This is a genomic window from Salmonella sp. 32010601201800023SM, from assembly GCF_017572235.1.
GTDB lineage: Bacteria > Pseudomonadota > Gammaproteobacteria > Enterobacterales > Enterobacteriaceae > Salmonella > Salmonella enterica.
This window is the reverse complement of sequence record NZ_JAGEQS010000004.1, coordinates 144,461-167,023: the sequence shown is the minus strand read 5'-3', so window position 1 is coordinate 167,023 and position 22,563 is coordinate 144,461. Positions and strand designations below refer to the sequence as shown.

The following is a 22,563-nucleotide window of genomic DNA, read 5'->3' as shown; positions in this document are numbered from 1 at the left end:
AGTAATCAATGGAAAACGAACTGATCATCGACGGTCAGGTTATTGACTTGTCTGAAAAACAGGAAACAGTCGAAGAAGTAACCACTGAAGAACAAAAGCAGCCTGAGGAGCAGGACCGGGCAGAAACTGAGAACGAGGTGGAAGCTAACGATAAGACCGAAGAGCAGCCAGAGCCGGATGAATACTCACTGCAAATCGGTGATGAGGAAATACCGCTGACGGAAGAGGATGACGATCACGTTGATGGTCAGCCTGCGCCGCAGTGGGTGAAGGATTTACGCAAAGGGTTTAAAGAGACACAAAAAGAAAACCGTGAACTGCGACGCCAGCTTGAGGAAGCTCTAGCCAAGCCAGCGGAACAGCAACCAACACAAACACAAACAGATGCTATTCCACCAAAACCTACGCTTGAGTCGTGTGACTACGATGAACAGGCGTTTGAAACAGCACTGACTGACTGGCATGAGAAAAAGAGCCGTGCCGAACAACAGAAACAGCAGCAGCAACGTCAGCAGCAAGAGGTTATACAGCGATTTAAGCAGCGCCTTGAGAAGCATAACGAACGTTCGACCAGGCTTCCGGTTAAAGACTATCGGGAGACTGAGGAAATTGTTCGCCGTGAACTTCCGGCCATTCAGCAGGAAATCCTGATCCATGCAGCAGACGAGGGTTCTGAACTGATTGCCTACGCACTCGGGAAGAACCAACAACTACGCCAGCGTGTAGCCGCTGAGACAGACCCAATTCGCGCAGCATTCCTCTTAGGCCAGATTAGTAAGCAAGTTAGCCTTGCACCGAAGCCTAAGAAAGCCCCAAAACCAGAGCCGGAAGTTCGTGGTGGCGGTGCTGATGCGAAACAAGACGACTTCAACAAACTCTGCCCCGGCGCAACAATCGAATAGGAAAAGCTAAATGGCTACCAATAACAAACTAGACAGCAACGTCAGTCAAATTGTTCTGAAAAAATTCCTGCCGGGCTTTATGTCCGACCTTGTTCTCGCTAAAACCGTAGACCGTCAGTTACTGGCAGGTGAAATCAACTCCAGCACTGGCGACAGCGTTAGCTTTAAACGTCCGCATCAATTCGCATCAGTGCGAACCCCTACTGGTGACATTTCCGGTCAGGCCAAGAACAACCTGATTTCCGGTAAAGCCACAGGCAAAGTCGGCAACTACATCACCGTTGCCGTCGAGTATGGGCAACTTGAAGAAGCCATCAAACTGAACCAACTGGACGAGATTCTCGCCCCGGTTCGTCAGCGAATCGTCACAGATCTGGAAACTGAACTCGCCAAATTCATGATGAACAATGGCGCGCTGTCACTTGGCACTCCGAACACCCCGATCAGCAAATGGTCTGACGTGGCTCAAACCGCTTCATTCCTGAAAGACTTAGGCGTGAAAGAGGGTGAAAACTACGCTGTTATGGACCCATGGTCTGCGCAGCGCCTGGCTGATGCCCAGTCCGGCCTGCATGGTAATGATCAACTGATTCGTTCAGCGTGGGAAGATGCGCAGATTTCAGGAAACTTCGGCGGTATCCGTGCGCTGATGTCCAACGGCCTTGCTTCGCGAACTCAGGGCGCTTTCGGCGGTACTCTGACTGTCTCCACAACTCCAACCGTTACTTATGACGCGGTGAAAGATACCTACCAGTTCAGCGTAACCCTGGCTGGCGCGACAGCATCTGTCACTGGCTTCCTGAAGGCTGGCGATCAGATTAAGTTCACAAGCACCTACTGGCTGCAGCAGCAGACCAAGCAGGCTCTGTATAACGGTTCTGCACCAATCAGCTTTACGGCTACCGTACTGGCTGACGCCAATTCTACATCTGGCGGTGCTGTAACTGTGACTCTTTCCGGTGTTCCAATTTACGACACCACTAACCCGCAGTACAACGCAGTGAGCCGGGCCGTGACTTCTGGTGATGAGGTAACAGTAGTTGGTACCGCAGGGCAGACCATGAAGCCGAACCTGTTCTATAACAAATTCTTCTGTGGACTGGGTACCATTCCGCTGCCGAAGTTGAACAGCATCGACTCTGCGGTCGCCACTTACGAAGGCTTTTCTATCCGCGTTCACAAGTACTCTGACGGCGACGCCAACGTGCAGAAAATGCGTTTCGACCTGCTGCCGGCCTATGTTTGCTACAACCCTCACATGGGCGGGCAATTTTTCGGCAATCCATAACCATAAGGGGCTTCGGCCCCTTCTTTTTGAGGAGACAACATGGATCGCATGAGTGTATTTCTTACCGCTGATAACGAAGCCGGTTATGTTCAGGCAGTTATTGCAGAAAAAGACTTCCCGATTTACGAAAAACTCGGCTTCGTTGCATCAGTAGACGACTTAAAACCAGCAACCAAGCGTGGACGCAAGGCGGCAGATAATGGCGACGACTCTAACAAAGGGTGAAATCGTACTGTTTGCCCTGCGTAAGTTCGCGGTGGCATCCAACGCAACACTGACTGACGTAGAACCTCAATCAGTAGAGGACGGTGTTGTCGATTTAGAAGATATGATGGCCGAGTGGCTAATTAACCCTGGTGAAATCGGGTACATTTTCTCTGCTGATGACGAAGAGCCGCTACCTGATGATGACTCTGGTCTGCCACGCAAATACAAGCATGCTGTTGGCTACCAACTTCTTCTCCGCATGATGTCGGATTATGGCATTGAGCCAACGCCACGAATCGAGACAAACGCGTCCAAGGCATACGACGCTCTATTGACCGACACGTTGGTCGTTCCATCAATGCGCCGCCGCGGAGACTTTCCTGTCGGTCAGGGTAACAAGTATGACGTGTTCACATCTGATCGCTATTACCCTGGCGATCTGCCTCCGATTGATGGCGATATTCCAAACCCATAGGTGAGTAAATGCCAATACAGCAGCTTCCACTAATGAAGGGGTTGGGGAAGAGTCCGATCAATGCTGATTACATCGACCAACTCCCTGTCAATCTTTTAGCAACGCCCAAAGAGGTACTCAACAGTAGCGGTTATTTACGCTCCTTCCCGGGAATTTCCAAGCGTTCTGATGTGAACGGCGTATCGCGCGGCGTCGAGTACAACATGGCGCAGAATGCCGTATATCGCGTCTGCGGTGGCAAGCTCTACAAAGGGGAAACCGTAGTAGGTGATGTTGCCGGAAGCGGTCGCGTATCTATGGCACATGGTCGCACATCACAGGCGGTAGGCGTTAATGGTCAACTGGTCGAGTATCGCTATGATGGCACCGTTAAAACCGTCTCAAACTGGCCTGCAGACAGCGATTACACGCAGTATGAGTTAGGCTCAGTCCGCGACATTACGCGCTTACGTGGGCGTTATGCGTGGTCAAAAGACGGCACTGATTCATGGTTTATCACTGACCTCGAAGATGAATCGCATCCTGACCGCTACAGTGCAGAATATCGCGCAGAATCGCAGCCGGACGGGATAATTGGCATAGGTTCATGGCGAGATTTCATCGTCTGCTTTGGCTCGTCGACGATAGAGTATTTCTCGCTTACCGGAACAACCACAGCAGGCGCTGCGTTGTATGTCGCACAGCCATCGTTGATGGTACAGAAGGGCGTTGCCGGAACATACTGTAAAACGCCATTCGCTGATTCATATGCATTCATCAGTCATCCGGCTACTGGCGCACCTTCCGTATACATCATCGGGTCAGGGCAGGCTTCACCAATTGCGACGGCCAGTATTGAGAAGATTATCCGCTCATACACAGCTGAAGAACTGGCGACTGGTGTAATGGAGACTTTGCGCTTCGATTCTCATGAGCTTCTGATTATTCATCTTCCTCGTCATGTTCTGGTTTACGACGCATCGTCAAGTCAGAACGGACCGCAATGGTGTGTGCTGAAAACAGGGCTTTACGATGATGTATATCGTGCTGTCGACTTCATGTATGAAGGCAACCAGATAACGTGCGGCGATAAATCAGAAGCGTTGACAGGACAATTGCAATTCGACATCAGCAGCCAATACGGACTACAGCAAGAACACCTGTTGTTTACCCCCCTCTTCAAAGCGGACAATGCCAGATGCTTCGACCTCGAAGTTGAATCATCCACTGGTGTTGCTCAATATGCTGACCGCCTGTTTCTGTCTGCAACCACGGACGGAATCAATTACGGTCGCGAACAGATGATTGAACAAAATGAGCCGTTTGTGTACGACAAGCGTGTTATCTGGAAACGTGTTGGGCGCATTCGTCGATTAATCGGATTCAAACTGCGGGTAATCACCAAATCACCAGTAACACTATCCGGGTGTCAAATTCGTCTGGAGTAACATATGGCAGACCCGTCACTTAATAAGCCTGTCATTATTCAGGCCACTCGTCTTGATGCCTCAATCCTCCCCCGCAACGTCTTCAGCCAGTCTTATCTGCTCTACGTAATCGCGCAGGGGGCTGACGTTGGCGCTATTGCGGGAAAGGCAAACGAAGCAGGGCAAGGTGCCTATGACGCGCAGGTAAAGAACGATGAGCAGGATGTTGAGCTTGCAGACCACGAAGCGAAAATTCAGCAGTTACGCATCGACGTAGACGACCATGAAATCCGTATTACTGCAAATACCAATGCAATTGCGGCGCTGGATGTCAGACTAACCACGGCTGAAGGAGAAATAGTCACCTTGCAGGCTGATGTCAGTGCTCTTGATGGTAGAGTGACGACGGCTGAAGGAAATATTTCTGCATTGCAGGTTGATTACGTATCGAAAACAGCTACCGCAACACAATCGCTGGCGTCACCTCTCAACGTGACAACGTCCTATTCAGTTGGCGGTACTAAAGTTATCGGTGCTCGACAGACCGGATGGACAGCAGCAACAGGCGCTGCGCTTCTCGGTGCATTCAACGCTAACCAGGCATACACGGTCAGTGCCACATATACGCAGTCTGAGGTATCAGCTCTGGCTACCGGATTGCAGCAGGCGCGACAGCGTATCAAAGCTCTCGAAGATGCAATACGAACTCATGGATTAATCAACTGATGATTACATTCATTCCAACACGCAACATCGACCTGATAGAAACGGTCGGCAATCATCCCGACATCATCGCCGGGAGTAACAACGGTGACGGATACGACTACAAACCTGAGTACCGCTATTTCGAAGTGAACGTACATGGTCAGTTCGGTGGCATCGTGTATTACAACGAGATTCAGCCGCTAACCTTTGAATGCCACGCCATGTATCTGCCTGAGATTAGAGGATTCAGTAAGGAAATCGGGCTGACGTTCTGGCGATATATTCTTACCAATACCACCGTTCAGTGCGTTACATCATTTGCTGCACGCAAATTTCGCCACGGTCAGATGTACTGCGCAATGATTGGTCTTAAGCGTGTAGGAACCATCAAGAAATACTTCAAAGGCGTGGATGACGTGACGTTTTACAGCGCCACACGCGAAGAACTAATCGACTTCCTGAATCACGGGAGATAAACATGTTATATGCATTTACGCTGGGCAGAAAACTGCGCGGTGAGGAACCTTATTATCCTGAAAAAGGCGGTAAAGGTGGCTCATCAAGCAGCGGGGCAAAAGAATCCGCAAAAGCAACACAGTACGCAGCAGACCTGCAAAACCAACAATTCAATCGTGTGATGGAGCAGTTGGCACCTTACGCCGCCGCAGGTTTGCCGGCTCTCCAGCAGATTCAGCAGCTATCAACGCTGGAAGGTCAGAACAGCGCTCTCAATCAGTATTACAACTCAGACCAGTATAAACAGTTGGCTGATCAGGCTCGCTATCAAAGCCTGAATGCAGCGGAAGCCACCGGAGGTCTTGGCTCTACAGCAACATCAAACCAAATTGCATCCATTGCACCAACGCTCGGGCAGAACTGGTTGTCAGGGCAGATGCAAAACTATGGCAACCTGTTAAACGTTGGTCAGTCTGCGGCAGCAGGCCAAGCATCGGCAGGACAGAACTATGCAAATAACGCAGGTAATCTTGCACAACAGATGGCGGCTATCCGCTCTCAGGGTTCTGGTCAATCCACGCTTGGAAGTGCCATTAGCGGGGGTACGAGTGGTGCGCTTGCAGGTGCTGGTATTGCAAGCCTGTTAGGTACTTCCACGCCATGGGGCGCTGGTATCGGTGCTGGTATCGGATTGCTTGGCTCACTCTTCTAAGGAGTTATCGTGGCTACATTTCAACTTGCTGGTTTGCCGTCAATGCAGGTGGCAAACCAAAACGCGCCCGGGCAGCCATCACTATCAAACTACGACTTTAGCCAGCGCCCAAACGTTGGAGTTCAACTTGCTCAGGGTCTTGGTGCAGTTGGTCAGGCAATACAGCAGAATGAGGCTGCTCAGAGGCTTTCTGACTTTCAAAAAGCTTTCGGTCAGGCTTATGCGGCAGGTGATCGGGACGCCTTGCGTCAACTTGCAGCCACCAATCCAGACCAGATTGAAACAATTCGTCAGGGCATGGGCTTTGTTGATGCTGACAGAAATCAGGCGATGGGCGATATGTCTGCACGATTGAATATTGCCGCCGCTCAGGGGCCTGAAGCGGTGATGCGAGAGCTTGCCACTCACCAGAATACACTGCAGCAAATTGGCGTATCTCCTGAACAGGCGTGGCAGACATATCAACAAAGCCCTGAAGGCTTCTCGCAGTTAACAGACCTTATTGGGATGCACGCGGTAGGACCAGAAAAGTATTTTGATATTCAGGACAAGTTGACAGGTCGCGAGATTGACAGAGGTCGACTAGCTGAAACAATCCGCAGCAATAAAGCAGGGGAAGGACTTCAGGCTCGCGGGCAAAATATTACTATGCGCGGACAAGACATGTCAGCCTCTACAGCCCGCCGCGGTCAGGATTTGGCAATGCAAAGGGCGAACGCCAGAACGATATCAGGAGTCGAGGGGAATCGGGTCGTTCAGCTTGCAGATGGTAGAACAGTCAACATTGACGGAAAACTTCACGGCGCAGGGGCGAATGCATTTTACGAAGGCATTGACGATAACGGCAATATGGTTCGCGTACCGGCAAGTGCTATTGCAGCACCTCCAACGTCTGCGGCAAGCGCACAGAACTACGCGATGAAGAAAGACATTGACGCAATCGCAAATGCAGATGCTTCTGCTCTCGATTTCATGACTGGCATGACTGGCGGAGCTGGAAATCCGGCAATTGGTGCAGATGTTCGCAGCCGACTCACAGGCAAAGAGCAACGCCAGTTATATAACTCCGCACAACGTATTCAGGGAAGAATGCAGAATCAGGGCGTGGCAGCAGCAAGAGATATGGGCGCTAGCGGTATCAACACCATTGCAGAAGCGAAGATGTATTTTCAGGGGATGCCGCAAGTAGATTACTCTAGCCCGAAGGCTATGCAGCAGTCTATTCGTGAGATTCAGGAATACACCAACAATTACAACCAGCAGTACAATGTTGATGTTGGTAAATCGCAGTATCAGCAATCCCAACCTGTACAGAAATCACAGCCTGCATCCAACAGCAACTTTTCTTCACTATGGGGTGATTAATGGCTAAGGCATGGAAAGACGTTATTGCCTCTCAGCAATATCAGGCATTGGCACCAGAACAGAAGGCACAGGCTCAGGAGCAATACTTCAATGAAGTGGTTGCACCTCAGGCAGGCGATCAGGCTGAGCAGGCTAAACAGGCTTTCTATGCTGCGTATCCGGTGCCGTCAGCAGAGCCTCAACAGGCACCGCAGGAAGCACAGCCACAAGATCGGGGGGGCTTCCTTTCTGACATCGTGAGCGCGGCAGCAGAAACAGGACGCGGAATGCTTCAGGCTGGAGTGAACCTGGCAAATATTCCTGCATCGATGGCTGATGCGGTTGCCAGCGCCGGCGCGTGGGCTGGCAAGCAACTAGGGTTAGGCGACGGAACTTATCAGCCCGCTCCTCGTGTTACTACTGAGGGGATTGCTCAAGATTTTGGTCTTCAGCAGGGAGCGCTAACCCCGCAAACAACAGAAGGGAAAATCTTCTCAGAAGCATTGCCCTATCTAACTCCGGTAGGAGCTGAACGTATTGCGGCGCAGGCTCCAACCATTGCCGGGAGAGTTGCACAAGGAGCATCTCGCTTGCTGGCAGAAAACGCAGTTGGATCTATGGCTGCAAATAGTGTGCAGGACAACCCCGAGGAACTCGCCACTGACCTCGGAACTGGTGTTGTACTTGGTGGGGCGATTAACCAGTTAGGTCGTGCCGCCGGCGCTGTATATCGTGGTGTGCGTGGTGCAATCTCTCCTGAAGCACAACAGGCAATCCGATTTGCTAACTCCGCAGATGTGCCATTGCACACAACCGATGTTTTGCCGCCAAACTCACGAGTCGGGCGCATGGCTCAAACAACGGCTGAAAACATCCCATTTGCCGGGACAAGTTCAATGCGAGCTAATCAGCAAGAAGCTCGCAGTCAGTTGGTAGATGAATTTGCATCACGGTTTGGTGAGTATGATCCGTCAATTGTTATTGGCAGCCTGAAGGCAAAAACATCAGGAATTCGGAAAGCAGCAGGGAACCGTCTTGAGCAAGTTCAGAGCGCAATGACAGGAGTCAACATTCAGCCAACGCGAGCAATTCAGCAGATAGATGATGAGATTGGAAAACTGCAAAAATTAGGACAAGTTGCCGACACGGATACAATTAGCAAACTTCAGGCATACAGGAATGAATTGGCTAAAGGTGATGTTAACCTGGAACAGTTAAGCAGACTGAGAACGCAGTTTAGGATGGATGTCAGAGGAGAAAGGACACAAATGCCACCGCCAGCTGAGGCGGCAGTGCAGCGTGTATACAGGGCAATGACAGGAGACATTGATAACTCCATTGGCCAGAACCTTGGAAACGACACTCTGCGCAGATACAAGCAGGCCAATGCGGTATACGCAGATGAGGCTAGTAAGCTCCAGAATACCCGCTTGAAGAACGTTCTGATGAAAGGGGATCTAACCCCTGAAGTTGTCAACAACATGTTGTTCAGCAAGAACAAATCAGAAGTTCAGAATCTGTACCGGTCAGTCGGTCATGTGGGACGCGCTCAGATGCGTAACGGCATCATCGGAAAGGCTATGGAGAAATCAGGCGGTTCTCCGGATCAGTTCCTGCGCCAGGTTAATTTAATGTCTACCCAGACGGGAATCGCTTTTAAAGGACGAGATGCTGCGTATCTGAAAGGACTGAAGAACTATCTTGAGTCAACCAAGCGTGCTGGTCAGGCAGGAGTAACAACGCCTACAGGTCAGCAAACTATACCGTTCATCCTAGGTATTGGAACGGTAACTAACCCTGCGCTGGTAGGTGTTGGTGGCGGGTATGGTTTGCTGGCAAGAATGTATGAGAGTAAACCAGCACGTAATTCAATGCTTCGCCTGGCTAATACTCCACGTGGTTCTACCGCATTCGAGAAAGCGTTAGCCGAAGTTGAGCGGGCTGTTAACTCTGTTGCTCAAGGCGCTAAATCAGATGCATTAAGCGAATAGCAGTCTACCAACTACGATGCCGAAGATAAGGAATGCAAAGTTCAATAAGTCTCTGTTCATAAATCCTCGTAGGAACCAATAGAGATCATTCTTTGATCTATATATTATCTGAATCCCTTACTTAATTGGGTGATGATAATGAAAAAAGGTGTGATGGTTGGCTGTTTTTGTGTATTTCTCGCTGGGTGCGCTACAGCAACAAAAACGTATGCTCCAGATGGAAGAGAGGCATATACCATAGAATGCTCTGGAGTAGGTGGTTCATGGGCTATGTGTCAGGCCAAGGCCGGAGATCTTTGTGGTTCAAAAGGCTATGACCTGATTAGCACTGGTAGTGATCAGGGAGCTATTGCAAACATTGACGGAAGTACTGGCAACGCATTTGCAACAAACACCATATCAAGAAGCATGTATATAGCTTGCAAAAAATGAGTAAAGCCCGGTTCGCCGGGCTATTTTTTTCGATAGAAATCTTTCAACTTTTCGAATACTAATTCTTGAATTTCTCTGGATACGATGTCTGCTTCGCGTTCAGCATCATCCCTGTATCCGATTACAGGCGTAGGCTTTTCAAGTGAATCAGCCACTATCTGTACTAGCTCTGCATTTAGTGACCTTCCGTTTGCCTTTGCCCTCTGCTTAACCTTTTCTTTCAGCTCGTAGGGTAGCCTGAGGTTAAATTGCGGGTCATCTCTTCCCATTTCTGATGCCTCACTTTTGTAAGTGGATCGGCATCATATGATCTACTGGTTGTATCCACAATAAGACCACCGTGGTCTTAATGACGCATTGGCGTAGCCACGCTGCGACGATTACTTTCATCTGGAGCACATTAAATGACAGATATCACTGCAAACGTAGTTGTTTCTAACCCTCGTCCCGTCTTCACTGAATCCCGTTCGTTTAAAGCTGTTGCGAATGGGAAAATTTACATTGGTCAGATTGATACCGATCCTGTTAATCCTGCCAATCAGATACCAGTATACATTGAAAATGAGGATGGATCTCACGTCCAGATTGCTCAGCCGCTAATTATCAACTCAGCCGGTAAAATCGTATACAACGGTCAACTGGTGAAAATTGTCACCGTTCAGGGTCATAGCATGGCTATCTATGATGCCTATGGTTCTCAGGTTGATTATATTGCTAACGTATTGAAGTATGACCCAGATCAGTTCCGACAAGAACTGGCTGAGCCGGATGGATCTAAAAAAGTAGGGTATAAAGACAGTAACGTATATGACACATTGAACAAGCTAGAATTAAAATTCAAATCATTCCAGGAAATGCGTGATGATAATTCAAATGAGATAGGCGATTACGCCCTACTCACAGGCTGGCATACAGAGCATCAGGGTTATGGTGCTGGCGTATTTCAGTGCGTCGATAAAACTGGCTTAACGGACGATGGTGGCACTATTGCAGTAGCATCCCCATATGCTTGGAAACGTATCACGGGTCCGGGTGATGCCACTGAGTTTGGTGTTGTGCCGAACGCCGGGAGTGCGTTTGATAATAAGGCGTATATTTTAGCCGCTGCTGCTACGGGGGCGCTTATCTTTCCGGCTGGTGATATTTATACAACATTCTTTACCCTTACTGATACCTACCTTGTGAGAGGGAACTCAACCAATATTCGCGAAATTGAAGCGCCAAATGTAACAGACTTTATTGTCCACTGCTCCAGAAACGGGACATGGGAAGGGCGAATTGACGGAATTGTATGGGAGGATGTTTCTATATTCCCTATTGATACGCATAGAGGTTTCCATACCTATTTTACTACCCTTGGTAATATGCGTAGTGTTAGAGTTAAAGGTGGTATTGGATCCTGGATTGAGGGATCTTCTGATTGGTCATTTTTTCAATGTGAATTTGTTGAGTCAAAGGGAAGAGAAAATATTTTAATAACACCAAAAGTAGATGAGCAGGGGACTATAGGCGGCGGACTGGTATTCAACAAATGCTTCATCGCCAGAAGTGCTAAAGATGGTGCCAGTATAACTCAAATGCCATCTGTTTGGTTCAGAGATTCTGTTATTTATCATAACGCCGACACGGGCCTCCGCTTCAGCACAGATCGTACAACATATCCAGGACCTGAATTTACTGTTAACAAAGTTACTGGTTGTGACATAGATGATAATTACTATGCGGGGGTACAGATAATTGGTGGGCGTTACGTTGATTTCTCAAATAACTGGGTAAGTTCTGGTCGTCAATCTTCTGGGCCGGGATTAAGTATTGATGATAGTATAGGTATCAATATTGAAAGCAACAGCGTTTACCTTTGCGGACAAAACGGGATAACCGTAAAAAATAGTAGTTTTGGAAGTGTTAGTAATAATAACTCTAATGACAATAAAAATACTGGAATCCGCATTATTAACTGCAACCGCATTTCTGTCTGCGGTAATATAGCATGTGGTGAAACCCCATTAGGAGCCTTTCCAAAACCACAGGAAGAAGGTATAAGAGTAGAAGGTGACAGGATAACAACGTATGGCAATATATGCACTGGCAATTCATTTGAAAATTACTCTAATACAGCAACAAACAAGCAAGATGGTTTAAATATAACATCTTGATAGTCCATTAACATGGCTTAATGCAAATTAAAATTCCCCTACCGATAGCGGTTGGGGCTTTTTTTAATTGCGCGTAGGTAATATTTTATTAGCAAGTCTATGACCAAATCTATTTATTGGCTTCTCAATTAAATTAAAAATTAACACGGAAAGTGTGATTGATAGCGATATTGATGCAATAAATAATGCCAATGTACCTTGTTTAGGTATAAATGAAAAATAGTTTCCGTAGTAATCGGCGAACTCCTTTACAGGGATGTGTATCAAGTACAAAGAATAAGATGATTCACCAATTATTGTAATTATTTTAGGAAACGATGGGGAAAAAATCCTTTCAATTCTCACAACGCTAAACACAAGAAAGAAAGCAATAATACCTGAGCGCGTGATACCGTTTCCACCGAACGCACTAGTAAACCATAATATGAAACAAATATTTATTATTACGATATAAAAATACCCAGTATTTTTATTGTTATAAAATCTGTTGTCCCCAAATAACTTTTCTGATTCCGCTATAATCATTCCTAAAATAAAATCTAAAACTATTGGGTTTCCTGCAAAACCAATGTACTTATCTGGTGTGGTGTTAGGTATTGGAAATGATTGCGCGTCTAAAACTAAATGGCCTTGGTAATAGTATGATGAAAAAATAAATATAGTAATAATTATTGCAGTTGTTAAAACAGACCTGTATTTTGCTGTAAATATCATTGAGATGGCAAAAATTATATAAAAATAAATCTCATATCTCAATGTCCACGCAACAACGAGCGTGCCCCAGCCATAAATTGGAGATATAACATCACTCTGATAAGAAGAAATAAATACTGATTGTATTATATTTTCAATAGAAAGATGCCCTAAACTAAATTCCCCTGTATAATAGTTGTAATAGTATAATGACACATAAAGTGCCAATACCATTAAATACAAAGGATAGATTCTAAAAAAACGCTTTATTAAGAATGATAAAGATTCTGCAAATGAACTGAATTTTATACTCTGTGTTGAATGAGATATTATAAACCCACTTATTACGAAAAAAACCTCAACACCAAAAATAGCATTGGATGTTATGTAATCAATAAATGAACCTGCAACTATATTGTCATACATTGTTCCTCTGTTGTGACCAAGAACAACAGCAAGAACAGCAAATCCTCGTAAAAATTGTATTCCATTTAATCGTTTATTAGACATTTTGTGCCTGTGAACATTAGAAAAAATAGTGAGTTTTGAGTGGGGGAAGTTTAGCATTTGAAAAGTGAGCGATCTACCTATGACGCAGGAGGGTGAGAAAAAATAGGGGAACACAGGCTTTTAACTGATTCGTATGGTTTGTTACATTTTTATGGCACCTTCTCATCAAGCCAGTCAGCCCAAAATTGCATCATTTCTCTGCGGGTAGCCAGATATGCAGCATGGTTGTAAACTGAGCGCGTCCCGCCGCTTACGTGTGCCAGCTGCATCTCTATTGCGTCGCTGTTCCAATGCTTCTCGTTGAGTACCGTGCTGAATTGATGTCTGAAACCGTGTCCGCATGTCTGCCCTTCATATCCTATTCCGCGGATTACACCAAGGACGGCATTTTCGCTGATTGGCTTCTTCCTGTCATTCCTTCCCGGGAAGCAAAGTTCGTACTGTCCGGTGATTTGTTGCAGGAATTTGAAAAGCGCTGTAACTTGCTCTGACATTGGAACGACATGCAGTTTTCTTCCTTTCATGACTTCAGGGTCAACAGTGATCAGCCTGTTTTCAAAGTCAATTCCTGACCATACCAACGAACGTAACTCCACTGTTCGCATTGCTGTATAGTGAAGAACCTGAGCAGCAATCTTACCTATAACCCAGCCTCCATACCCATTCAGCGCCCTCTGGAATTCGTGAATGCGATGCATAGGGAGGAAAGGGTAGTTGTTTTTTCTGTAACCCTTCATTGCCCCAACAAGGTCTGGAGCCGGATTATATTTAGCTCTGCCGGTTACTATTGCGTAGCTGAAAACCTCGCCACACCTGCGCCGAGCCTTATCAGCACGTTCCATCGCCCCTCTGTCCTCAAATAGCCTGATCACCTTCAGTAGCATCATCGGCTCCACCTCTTCCATTCTCAGATGCCCGATGAGCGGCAATATATCGCCAGTGAACATGTTCATCATTTCGTCAGCATATCCTTTCGACCATACCTTAGATTTGTGATCATGCCACTCCCTGAAGATTTCACCGAACGAATCAGCTACTTCTTCCTTTTCCTTCTTCTTTATAGCCTGCTTCTGTTCTGATGGGTCCACGCCAGCAAGCAGCTTCATTTTCGCGTCAGATTGTTTTGCCCTGGCTTCGGTAAGCGAGATTTGCGGGTACGGTCCGATGACCAGCGTCTTTTCCTTTCCTTCGAACCGGTAGCGCATTCGCCACACCTTTTTGCCTGATGGAGGTACGAACAGGAACAGGCCTCCAGAATCAGCAAGGCGATATGATTTTTCTGCAGGTTTTGCTGCGTCAATTTGCTTTACTGTGAGCATGTGGGCATAAATCCGTGGTCATTTTAACATGTGCCCACAATATGCCCGCATTATTGTGCGGTAGTCAACGATCTGCTACGAACGCCTAAGAACTAATATTGAGTGGAGATGCTGATTATAAAAGGGATTCGAGAACTGTTACGGACGAGGGAGAACGGAAAAGTGGTGTCCCCTGCAGGAATCGAACCTGCAACTAGCCCTTAGGAGGGGCTCGTTATATCCATTTAACTAAGGGGACAACGCGGCGCCAGTATAGCGTTTTTTATTCGCCGGAGTAAGTGTAGCGCCGCCTGACTGGTTAAACCGTCGCCACTCAGCGCTGTTTTTCCGCTTTTTTCCGCTCCCGTTCCAGGCGCTCGCCGCGTAGCCTCGCTTCTTCCTTACGTTTATTGCTCATATCGTTGCGGATCTGCGCGTGGCTCATTAATGCGAAAATAAAGGTGCCGCCGCAGATATTTCCGGCAAGTGTGGGAAGGGCGAAGGGCCAGAGAAAGTCGCTCCAGGGCAGCGTGCCGTTGAAAACCAAATACAAAATTTCAACGGAACCGACGACAATATGGGTGGTATCGCCCAGCGCGATAAGCCAGGTCATCAAAATAATGACCACAATCTTTGCCCCGCCTGCTGCAGGAAACATCCATACCATTGTGGCGATGATCCAGCCAGAGATAATCGCGTTGGCAAACATCTCCGTTGGGCTATTTTTCATGACCTCCATACCAATTTTGACAAAGGCGTCGCGGGTCTCTTCATCAAATATAGGCATATATTCAAATGCCCACGCCGCAACCCCGGTGCCAATAAGGTTGCCCAATAAGACTACGCCCCATAAGCGCATCAGCAGGCCAACGTTACTCAGAGTGGGATTTTGCATTACCGGCAATACGGCGGTAACGGTATTTTCAGTAAATAATTGCTGGCGGGCCATGATGACAATGATAAAACCAAAGGTATAGCCGAGATTTTCCAGTAAAAAGCCGCCGGGAACGCCTTCAAGCTGCACGTGGAAAATTCCTTTCGCCAGGAGTGATGCCCCCATAGAAAGTCCTGCGGCAATGGCTGACCAGAGCAAAGCCATCGCATCGCGTTCCATCTCTTTTTCACCATCCTGGCGAATATGTTCATGAATCGCCATGGCGCGGGAAGGAAGACGATTTTCATCCACTTCAATCTCTTTACCGCTTTGTTTTTCTTCGCTTTCAACTTCCAGGTCACTGCTGTGCCGGTTAATTTTATCGTCGTTAAGGCTATCCATGATGATCCCTGCTGATTAACACATATTAATAAAGCGTAGCGGTTTTTCATTTACCCAGGCCGGGGCATTCTCCGAAAAAATAAAAATGATCACGCTCGTTTTTATCTGTTTCGTTAGAATAGGGCCGTCACGTTGTTGCGTTACCAGGCTATGCTCAGAGCAATGAGATCGCGCATATAGACATCGTTTGACGTGCTGTTAAAATCGCTCACACCTAAACAGGCGGATACGGTAGCGTTCCGTCATGGATGGCAATCAGCGATAGCCATAATTCACAGGGAGACATCTATGAAGCTTCGCCTGTCGGCGCTGGCGCTGGGAACCACACTGCTGGTCGGGTGTGCGAGTTCCGGTACAGAACAGCAGGGGCGTTCAGACCCATTTGAAGGGTTTAACCGCACCATGTACAACTTCAACTTTAATGTGCTGGACCCGTATGTTGTTCGGCCGGTCGCGGTCGCCTGGCGTGATTATGTTCCACAGCCTGCGCGTAACGGTTTAAGTAATTTCACCGGCAACCTCGAAGAACCGGCGATCATGGTGAACTATTTCCTGCAGGGCGATCCTTATCAGGGTATGGTGCATTTCACCCGTTTCTTCCTGAACACCTTATTAGGGATGGGCGGCTTTATTGACGTCGCGGGAATGGCGAATCCTAAGCTGCAGCGCGTTGAACCGCATCGCTTTGGCAGTACGCTGGGCCATTATGGCGTGGGGTATGGGCCTTATATGCAACTTCCGTTCTACGGCAGCTTCACGCTGCGTGAAGATGGCGGGGATATGGCGGATACCTTGTATCCGGTGCTCTCGTGGTTGACCTGGCCAATGTCCATAGGAAAATGGACTATCGAAGGGATAGAAACCCGCGCGCAGTTGCTGGACTCCGATGGTTTGCTGCGCCAGTCTTCCGATCCTTATATTATGGTGCGCGAGGCATACTTCCAGCGTCATGACTTTATCGCCAATGGCGGAAAACTCAAGCCGCAGGAAAACCCGAACGCGCAGGCGATTCAGGACGAACTCAAAGAGATCGACTCGGAATAAACGGCAGTAAATAAAAAGGTGAGCGGAATGCTCACCTTTTTGATCCGTTTCAGAAAGAGATTAGAACGCGTAGTTAAAGTTAGTACCGAACAGCCAGGCTTTCCCTTCAGATTCAAACTGATAAGGGCCTTCATTAATTTTCACGCTCTGACCATGCATATAAGAGACGCCAACGTCGACAGACGCATCTTTGTTAAAGGCGTAAGTCGTACCGGCGCTCAGCCAGAAACGGTCCTGGTCCGGAATAGAGATAGAACGGTTTTGCGCTGGTACCGGGCTGTCATCGAAGGCGATACCGGTACGGAACGTCCAGTTGTCATCGTAGTAATAGGTGGTACCCAACGCAATGCGATAAGCGTCTTTAAAGCCTTCATGCTTCTCAAAGAGCGTATCGCCAGCGGTCGATTTTGCCTTCAATTCCTGGAACTGACTCCAGCTGGTATAGGCCAGGCTATAGTGGATGGCCCACTGTGGCGCCACACGGTTATAACCGGACACTTCCCACATTTCCGGCAGATTCAGCGTCAGGTAGCCTGACTGCGTCGCGCCGCCGGTTGCCGTTGGGATAGGCAGATTAAATTGGTTTATAGCGATGGGAAGATCGCTACTGTAGTTGCCTTTAAAGTCAATTTTGACTTCCGAGCGGTAGGTCAGCGCGTAGCGGTTATTTTTATCCAGTTCATAAAGGATACCGGCATTCCAGCCAAAGCCCCACTGATTACCGTTCAGGTGGGCAATCTTGGTGTCGCTGGGAATCCGACCCGCGACCGGCGCCAGCGCCGGATTCTGTGCCGCGACCAACTGGCCTAAATCGCCCGCAAAACGTTCGATTTTCGCACGTGCGTATACCGCATCAAAGCCGAGGCCGAAGCTCCAGGCCTCATTTAAGCGATAAGCGCCGCTTAAATTCAGGTTCATGGTTTCAAGATCGGTCGTACCGCCAACCGAGCCGCCGGCGTATGTATCGTTAAACTCTGTCGCCAGACCATAGTTAGAGGTAATAGAAGCCCCCCAGCCAAACTGGTCGTTAATCGGGGCGACAAAATGGACGTTCGGCACCCAGGCCGTCGGCGCGATGTTATCCGCATCTAACGTCCGACGAGATGGCGATGTCCCGCTAATATTAACATCAGGATCAATATAAACCGCGCCCGCTGAAAACGTCGGGCGGTCAAACATGGTAATTAACGCCGGGTTGCGGCTAACGTTACCCGCATCATCTGCGATTGCGCCTTCACCCGAATAGGCCCGGCCAAGGCCAGAGGAAGAAAATTCGTTTAACTGAAAGCCTGCAGACCAGGCCTGGGTGGAGATGATTGCCACTGCGACTGCGAGAGCAGACTTTGTAAACAGGGTTTTCTGGCTCATGACCATAACCTCATTGATTATTTTTATACAAACTATGTTACATGCTGTAACAGGAGCGCGAAGTGTAGGGTCTGCGGTACGACTTAGAAATCAGACCAGTGGCGAGAGTATAGGTCTGACCAGCTAGAATGTTGCAAGTATGTTTATAAGTTTTTTCAATTGTGATCTTAGAAACGAGATCTGGCTGGCAAAATCGGCGGGCTTAACGGTCACCCGATCGCGCGATTTTTGTTTTAGATCATTTTTAAGTGTGATTTCGGTCACTTAACGCGTTTCCCACCATTAACGACTGGAGAGGCGAATGCCGGGAGCGTAAAATATCCCCATCGTTTATCTGGCACCCTGGGTGCAAATACAGAGGAAATCTACAATGAGTAAATGCAGTGCTGATGAAACCCCGGTTTGCTGCTGTATGGACGTTGGAACCATCATGGACAACTCCGATTGCACCGCGTCATACAGCCGCGTATTCGCTACCCGCGCAGAGGCTGAAGAGACGCTGGCGGCGTTAACCGAAAAAGCGCGTAGCGTGGAGTCTGAACCTTGCCAAATTACGCCAACCTTTACCGAGGAATCCGAAGGCGTTCGTCTGGATATTGATTTTGTTTTCGCCTGCGAAGCAGAAACGCTGATCTTCCAGCTCGGCCTGCGTTAATCCGTTCATTCACGACGCCTCCATCATCATCTGGCGGAGGCGTTTTCTTTTTTTGTCGTTTCCCTTCACTGTGCCTTAGCTCCCACTTTCTTTTCTCTCTGCTTGGCTAAATGTAAAAAATTGGTTAAGACTGTGATCAGGTCAGACCACTAATTTATTTTTTTACAGGGGAGTACTATGCGTCAGGCTTTACCGTTGGTCACCCGTCAGGGCGATCGCATTGCTATTGTCAGTGGGTTACGAACCCCCTTCGCTCGTCAGGCCACTGCATTTCATGGTATTCCCGCTGTTGATCTCGGCAAGATGGTGGTAGGCGAGCTGCTGGCGCGCAGTGAAATTCCAGCCGATGCCATTGAGCAACTGGTTTTTGGTCAGGTAGTACAAATGCCGGAAGCCCCCAATATTGCGCGCGAAATTGTGCTGGGTACGGGAATGAATGTTCATACCGATGCCTATAGCGTAAGCCGCGCCTGCGCCACCAGTTTTCAGGCGGTAGCGAATGTGGCGGAAAGCCTGATGGCCGGCACGATACGCGCGGGTATCGCTGGCGGCGCAGATTCGTCGTCGGTACTGCCAATAGGCGTGAGTAAAGCCCTGGCGCGGGTACTGGTTGATGTCAATAAAGCCCGGACGACCCGCCAACGGCTGACGCTTTTTTCTCGTCTGCGCTTACGCGACCTGCTGCCCGTTCCTCCCGCCGTTGCTGAGTATTCCACCGGTCTGCGCATGGGCGATACCGCCGAACAGATGGCGAAAACGTATGGTATTACGCGTGAACAGCAGGACGCGCTGGCGCATCGTTCACATCAGCGCGCCGCGCAGGCATGGGCGGAGGGCAAACTGGCGGAAGAAGTGATGACGACCTATGTGCCGCCGTATAAAAACCCCTTTGCAGAAGACAACAACATTCGCGGCGCCTCCACGCTGGCGGACTACGCTAAACTGCGTCCCGCTTTTGACAGAAAACATGGCTCTGTGACCGCCGCCAATAGTACACCGCTGACCGACGGCGCTGCCGCCGTTATTCTGATGACCGAATCCCGCGCTAAAGAGCTGGGGCTGCACCCGCTTGGTTATCTGCGCAGCTACGCCTTTACCGCTATTGATGTCTGGCAGGACATGCTATTGGGGCCGGCCTGGTCAACGCCGCTGGCGCTGGAGCGGGCCGGGTTGACGATGGCCGATCTGACGCTTTTCGACATGCATGAAGCGTTTGCCGCTCAGACTCTGGCGAACTTACAACTGCTGGGCAGCGAACGATTTGCCCGTGAGGTGCTTGGTCGTGCGCAGGCGACAGGGGAGGTGGATGACGCTAAATTCAACGTGCTCGGCGGCTCAATCGCCTACGGGCATCCTTTTGCCGCAACGGGCGCACGGATGATAACCCAAACGTTGCATGAATTACGGCGTCGGGGCGGAGGTTTTGGCCTGGTCACGGCCTGCGCGGCTGGCGGTCTTGGCGCGGCGATGGTTCTGGAGGCGGAATAATGACTACCACATCAGCTTTTATGCTTAACGTGCGTCTGGATAATGTCGCGGTTGTCGCTATTGATGTCCCTGGAGAAAAGGTGAACACCCTGAAAGCGGAGTTTGCCACGCAGGTACGCGCCATCCTGAAGCAGATCAGGGAAAACAAAGCGTTGCAGGGCGTTGTTTTTATCTCAGCCAAAGCAGATAACTTTATTGCTGGCGCTGATATCAACATGATAGGCCACTGCCAAAACGCGCAGGAAGCGGAAACGCTGGCGCGTCAGGGACAGCAACTGATGGCGGAGATCCAGGCGTTGCCTGTTCCGGTCATCGCCGCCATTCACGGCGCCTGTCTGGGGGGCGGCCTTGAAATGGCGCTGGCCTGCCATCGGCGCATCTGTACCGATGACGTTAAAACCGTTCTCGGACTGCCGGAGGTACAGTTAGGGCTTTTACCGGGATCGGGCGGAACGCAGCGTCTTCCACGGCTGGTGGGGGTCAGTACCGCGCTGGATATGATCCTGACAGGTAAACAGCTTCGCGCCAGACAGGCGCTTAAAGCCGGGCTGGTTGATGATGTGGTGCCGCAAACCATTTTACTGGAAGCAGCTGTCGAGCTGGCTAAAAAAGAACGCCTGGCGCAGCGGACATTACCGGTCCGTGAACGTATCCTGGCGGGGCCGCTGGGGCGCGCGCTGTTATTTCGCCTGGTGCGTAAAAAGACGGCGCAAAAAACGCAGGGTAATTATCCGGCGACGGAGTGGATCATTGATGTGATTGAAACCGGACTGGCGCAGGGCAGCAGTAGCGGCTATGACGCGGAAGCGCGCGCTTTCGGCGAGCTGGCGATGACGCCTCAATCGCAGGCGCTGCGCGCTATTTTCTTTGCCAGTACCGAGGTGAAAAAAGATCCCGGTAGCGATGCGCCGCCCGGCCCGCTGAACAGCGTGGGCATCTTAGGCGGCGGGTTAATGGGCGGCGGTATCGCCTGGGTTACGGCCTGTAAAGGCGGCTTGCCAGTACGAATTAAGGATATAAATACTCAGGGGATCAATCATGCTCTGAAATACAGCTGGGATCTGCTTGAAACAAAAGTACGCCGCCGCCATATCAAAGCCAGCGAACGCGATAAACAGTTGGCGTTGATATCAGGTTCGACCGATTACCGTGGTTTCAGTCATCGTGATCTGGTCATTGAAGCGGTGTTTGAAGATCTGCCGTTAAAACAACAGATGGTGGCGGAAGTGGAACAAAATTGCGCTGCTCACACCATTTTTGCCTCCAATACTTCTTCCCTGCCGATTGGCGATATTGCGGCGAATGCGGCCAGACCGGAACAGGTGATTGGATTGCACTTTTTTAGCCCGGTCGAAAAAATGCCACTGGTTGAGGTTATTCCTCATGCGTCTACTTCCGCGCAGACCATCGCCACGACCGTTAAGCTGGCGAAAAAACAGGGTAAAACCCCGATAGTCGTCAGTGATAAAGCCGGGTTTTATGTTAACCGAATTCTTGCGCCGTATATCAATGAGGCGATTCGGATGCTGACTGAAGGCGAACGCGTCGAACATATTGACGCCGCCCTGGTAAAATTTGGTTTTCCGGTGGGACCAATCCAACTTTTGGATGAGGTGGGAATCGATACGGGCACTAAAATTATTCCTGTGCTTGAGGCGGCGTATGGAGAACGTTTTAGCGCGCCTGCAAATGTTGTTGCTTCAATTTTGAATGACGATCGCAAAGGTAGAAAAAATGGTCGCGGTTTCTATCTTTATGGTGAAAAAGGGCGTAAAAGCAAAAAACAGGTTGACCCTGCTATTTATAAGCTTATTGGCGTGCAAGGGCAGAGTCGATTGTCTGCGCAGCAGGTGGCAGAGCGCTGTGTCATGTTAATGCTTAACGAAGCGGCGCGCTGTTTCGACGAAAAAGTGATTCGCAGCGCGCGCGATGGCGATATCGGCGCCGTGTTTGGTATCGGTTTTCCGCCGTTTCTCGGTGGCCCGTTCCGCTATATGGATGCTCTCGGGCCGGGTGAAATGGTGGCGACATTACAGCGCCTGGCCGCACTTTACGGTCCTCGTTACGCGCCTTGTGAACAATTAGTGCGCATGGCGGAGCGCAGGGAGCATTTCTGGACGAATGGGGAAACTGACCAGGGAAATTGAGGTCAAAGAG

General features: G+C 49.2%; 21 protein-coding genes and 1 tRNA gene. 16 read left to right on the top strand and 6 right to left on the bottom strand.

The genetic code is table 11. The annotated features are described in order from the left end of the window. Positions 1-8: 8 nt before the first annotated feature. The 11 genes from J4617_RS13995 to J4617_RS13945 all read left to right on the top strand — a co-directional run bounded on the left by J4617_RS13995 (position 9) and on the right by J4617_RS13945 (position 9,918). Positions 9-902: a phage capsid protein gene (locus J4617_RS13995; protein WP_140775540.1), complete on the top strand. Its 894-nt coding sequence runs from the start codon at positions 9-11 to the stop codon at positions 900-902. 10 nt (positions 903-912) lie between these two features. Further along, on the top strand, positions 913-2,190 hold the full coding sequence (locus J4617_RS13990; RefSeq protein ID WP_093984245.1) for a P22 phage major capsid protein family protein: 1,278 nt from the start codon (positions 913-915) through the stop codon (positions 2,188-2,190). Positions 2,191-2,229: 39 nt separating this feature from the next. Beyond that, complete coding sequence (locus tag J4617_RS13985; RefSeq protein ID WP_079957352.1) at positions 2,230-2,415, top strand: hypothetical protein; 186 nt, start codon at positions 2,230-2,232, stop codon at positions 2,413-2,415. Beyond that, positions 2,390-2,872, top strand: coding sequence for a packaged DNA stabilization gp4 family protein (locus J4617_RS13980; RefSeq protein WP_079812206.1), 483 nt, complete (start codon positions 2,390-2,392; stop codon positions 2,870-2,872). The genes J4617_RS13985 and J4617_RS13980 overlap by 26 nt, the downstream gene beginning before the upstream one ends. An 8-nt stretch (positions 2,873-2,880) precedes the next feature. Continuing rightward, a complete protein-coding gene (locus J4617_RS13975; protein ID WP_093984244.1) occupies positions 2,881-4,299 on the top strand; it encodes a packaged DNA stabilization protein gp10 in 1,419 nt (472 codons plus the stop codon). A gap of 3 nt (positions 4,300-4,302) precedes the next feature. Continuing rightward, complete coding sequence (locus tag J4617_RS13970) at positions 4,303-5,004, top strand: hypothetical protein (RefSeq protein WP_000774917.1); 702 nt, start codon at positions 4,303-4,305, stop codon at positions 5,002-5,004. Beyond that, positions 5,004-5,459, top strand: a complete 456-nt coding sequence (locus tag J4617_RS13965) for a DUF2824 family protein (protein WP_023241090.1) — start codon at positions 5,004-5,006, stop codon at positions 5,457-5,459. The genes J4617_RS13970 and J4617_RS13965 overlap by 1 nt, the downstream gene beginning before the upstream one ends. 2 nt (positions 5,460-5,461) lie before the next feature. After that, complete coding sequence (locus tag J4617_RS13960; RefSeq protein WP_023241089.1) at positions 5,462-6,151, top strand: hypothetical protein; 690 nt, start codon at positions 5,462-5,464, stop codon at positions 6,149-6,151. Between the two features lie 9 nt (positions 6,152-6,160). Further along, entirely contained in the window at positions 6,161-7,516 is a 1,356-nt protein-coding gene (locus J4617_RS13955; RefSeq protein WP_170930909.1) for a phage DNA ejection protein, read from the top strand. Next, the gene (locus tag J4617_RS13950; RefSeq protein WP_093984243.1) at positions 7,516-9,486 is read left to right on the top strand and encodes a DNA transfer protein; all 1,971 of its coding nucleotides are present in this window, start codon (positions 7,516-7,518) and stop codon (positions 9,484-9,486) included. Before J4617_RS13955 ends, J4617_RS13950 begins: the two co-directional genes overlap by 1 nt. A gap of 138 nt (positions 9,487-9,624) precedes the next feature. Continuing rightward, positions 9,625-9,918, top strand: a complete 294-nt coding sequence (locus tag J4617_RS13945) for a hypothetical protein (RefSeq protein WP_071533035.1) — start codon at positions 9,625-9,627, stop codon at positions 9,916-9,918. A gap of 20 nt (positions 9,919-9,938) precedes the next feature. On the opposite strand, the gene J4617_RS13940 is transcribed toward J4617_RS13945, so the two are convergent. Beyond that, complete coding sequence (locus tag J4617_RS13940) at positions 9,939-10,187, bottom strand: Arc family DNA-binding protein (RefSeq protein ID WP_000532177.1); 249 nt, start codon at positions 10,185-10,187, stop codon at positions 9,939-9,941. 135 nt (positions 10,188-10,322) lie between these two features. Between J4617_RS13940 and J4617_RS13935 the strand changes: the two genes are divergently transcribed. Then, positions 10,323-12,074 (top strand): phage tailspike protein, encoded by a 1,752-nt coding sequence (locus J4617_RS13935; protein WP_023241086.1) that lies wholly within the window; start codon positions 10,323-10,325, stop codon positions 12,072-12,074. A gap of 63 nt (positions 12,075-12,137) precedes the next feature. Here J4617_RS13935 and J4617_RS13930 read toward each other — a convergent pair whose 3' ends face one another. The 4 genes from J4617_RS13930 to J4617_RS13915 all read right to left on the bottom strand — a co-directional run bounded on the left by J4617_RS13930 (position 12,138) and on the right by J4617_RS13915 (position 15,851). Continuing rightward, positions 12,138-13,277, bottom strand: coding sequence for an acyltransferase (locus tag J4617_RS13930; protein ID WP_110161801.1), 1,140 nt, complete (start codon positions 13,275-13,277; stop codon positions 12,138-12,140). 149 nt (positions 13,278-13,426) lie between these two features. After that, entirely contained in the window at positions 13,427-14,596 is a 1,170-nt protein-coding gene (locus J4617_RS13925; protein ID WP_053253415.1) for a tyrosine-type recombinase/integrase, read from the bottom strand. Between the two features lie 163 nt (positions 14,597-14,759). After that, positions 14,760-14,834, bottom strand: a tRNA-Arg gene (locus tag J4617_RS13920). 75 nt (positions 14,835-14,909) lie between these two features. Beyond that, complete coding sequence (locus tag J4617_RS13915) at positions 14,910-15,851, bottom strand: formate/nitrite transporter family protein (RefSeq protein ID WP_001590337.1); 942 nt, start codon at positions 15,849-15,851, stop codon at positions 14,910-14,912. Positions 15,852-16,139: 288 nt separating this feature from the next. Between J4617_RS13915 and mlaA the strand changes: the two genes are divergently transcribed. Continuing rightward, a complete protein-coding gene (gene mlaA, locus J4617_RS13910) occupies positions 16,140-16,895 on the top strand; it encodes a phospholipid-binding lipoprotein MlaA (RefSeq protein ID WP_000776787.1) in 756 nt (251 codons plus the stop codon). 60 nt (positions 16,896-16,955) lie between these two features. Here mlaA and fadL read toward each other — a convergent pair whose 3' ends face one another. Then, positions 16,956-18,263, bottom strand: coding sequence for a long-chain fatty acid transporter FadL (gene fadL, locus J4617_RS13905; protein ID WP_001549822.1), 1,308 nt, complete (start codon positions 18,261-18,263; stop codon positions 16,956-16,958). Positions 18,264-18,633: 370 nt separating this feature from the next. Between fadL and J4617_RS13900 the strand changes: the two genes are divergently transcribed. The 3 genes from J4617_RS13900 (at position 18,634) to fadJ (ending at position 22,553) form a co-directional block, all read left to right on the top strand. Continuing rightward, positions 18,634-18,918: a YfcZ/YiiS family protein gene (locus tag J4617_RS13900; protein WP_000030904.1), complete on the top strand. Its 285-nt coding sequence runs from the start codon at positions 18,634-18,636 to the stop codon at positions 18,916-18,918. A 177-nt stretch (positions 18,919-19,095) separates the two neighbouring features. Next, a complete protein-coding gene (gene fadI / locus J4617_RS13895; RefSeq protein ID WP_001248121.1) occupies positions 19,096-20,406 on the top strand; it encodes an acetyl-CoA C-acyltransferase FadI in 1,311 nt (436 codons plus the stop codon). Further along, entirely contained in the window at positions 20,406-22,553 is a 2,148-nt protein-coding gene (gene fadJ / locus J4617_RS13890; protein ID WP_017465507.1) for a fatty acid oxidation complex subunit alpha FadJ, read from the top strand. The genes fadI and fadJ overlap by 1 nt, the downstream gene beginning before the upstream one ends. The last annotated feature ends 10 nt before the right edge of the window (positions 22,554-22,563 follow it).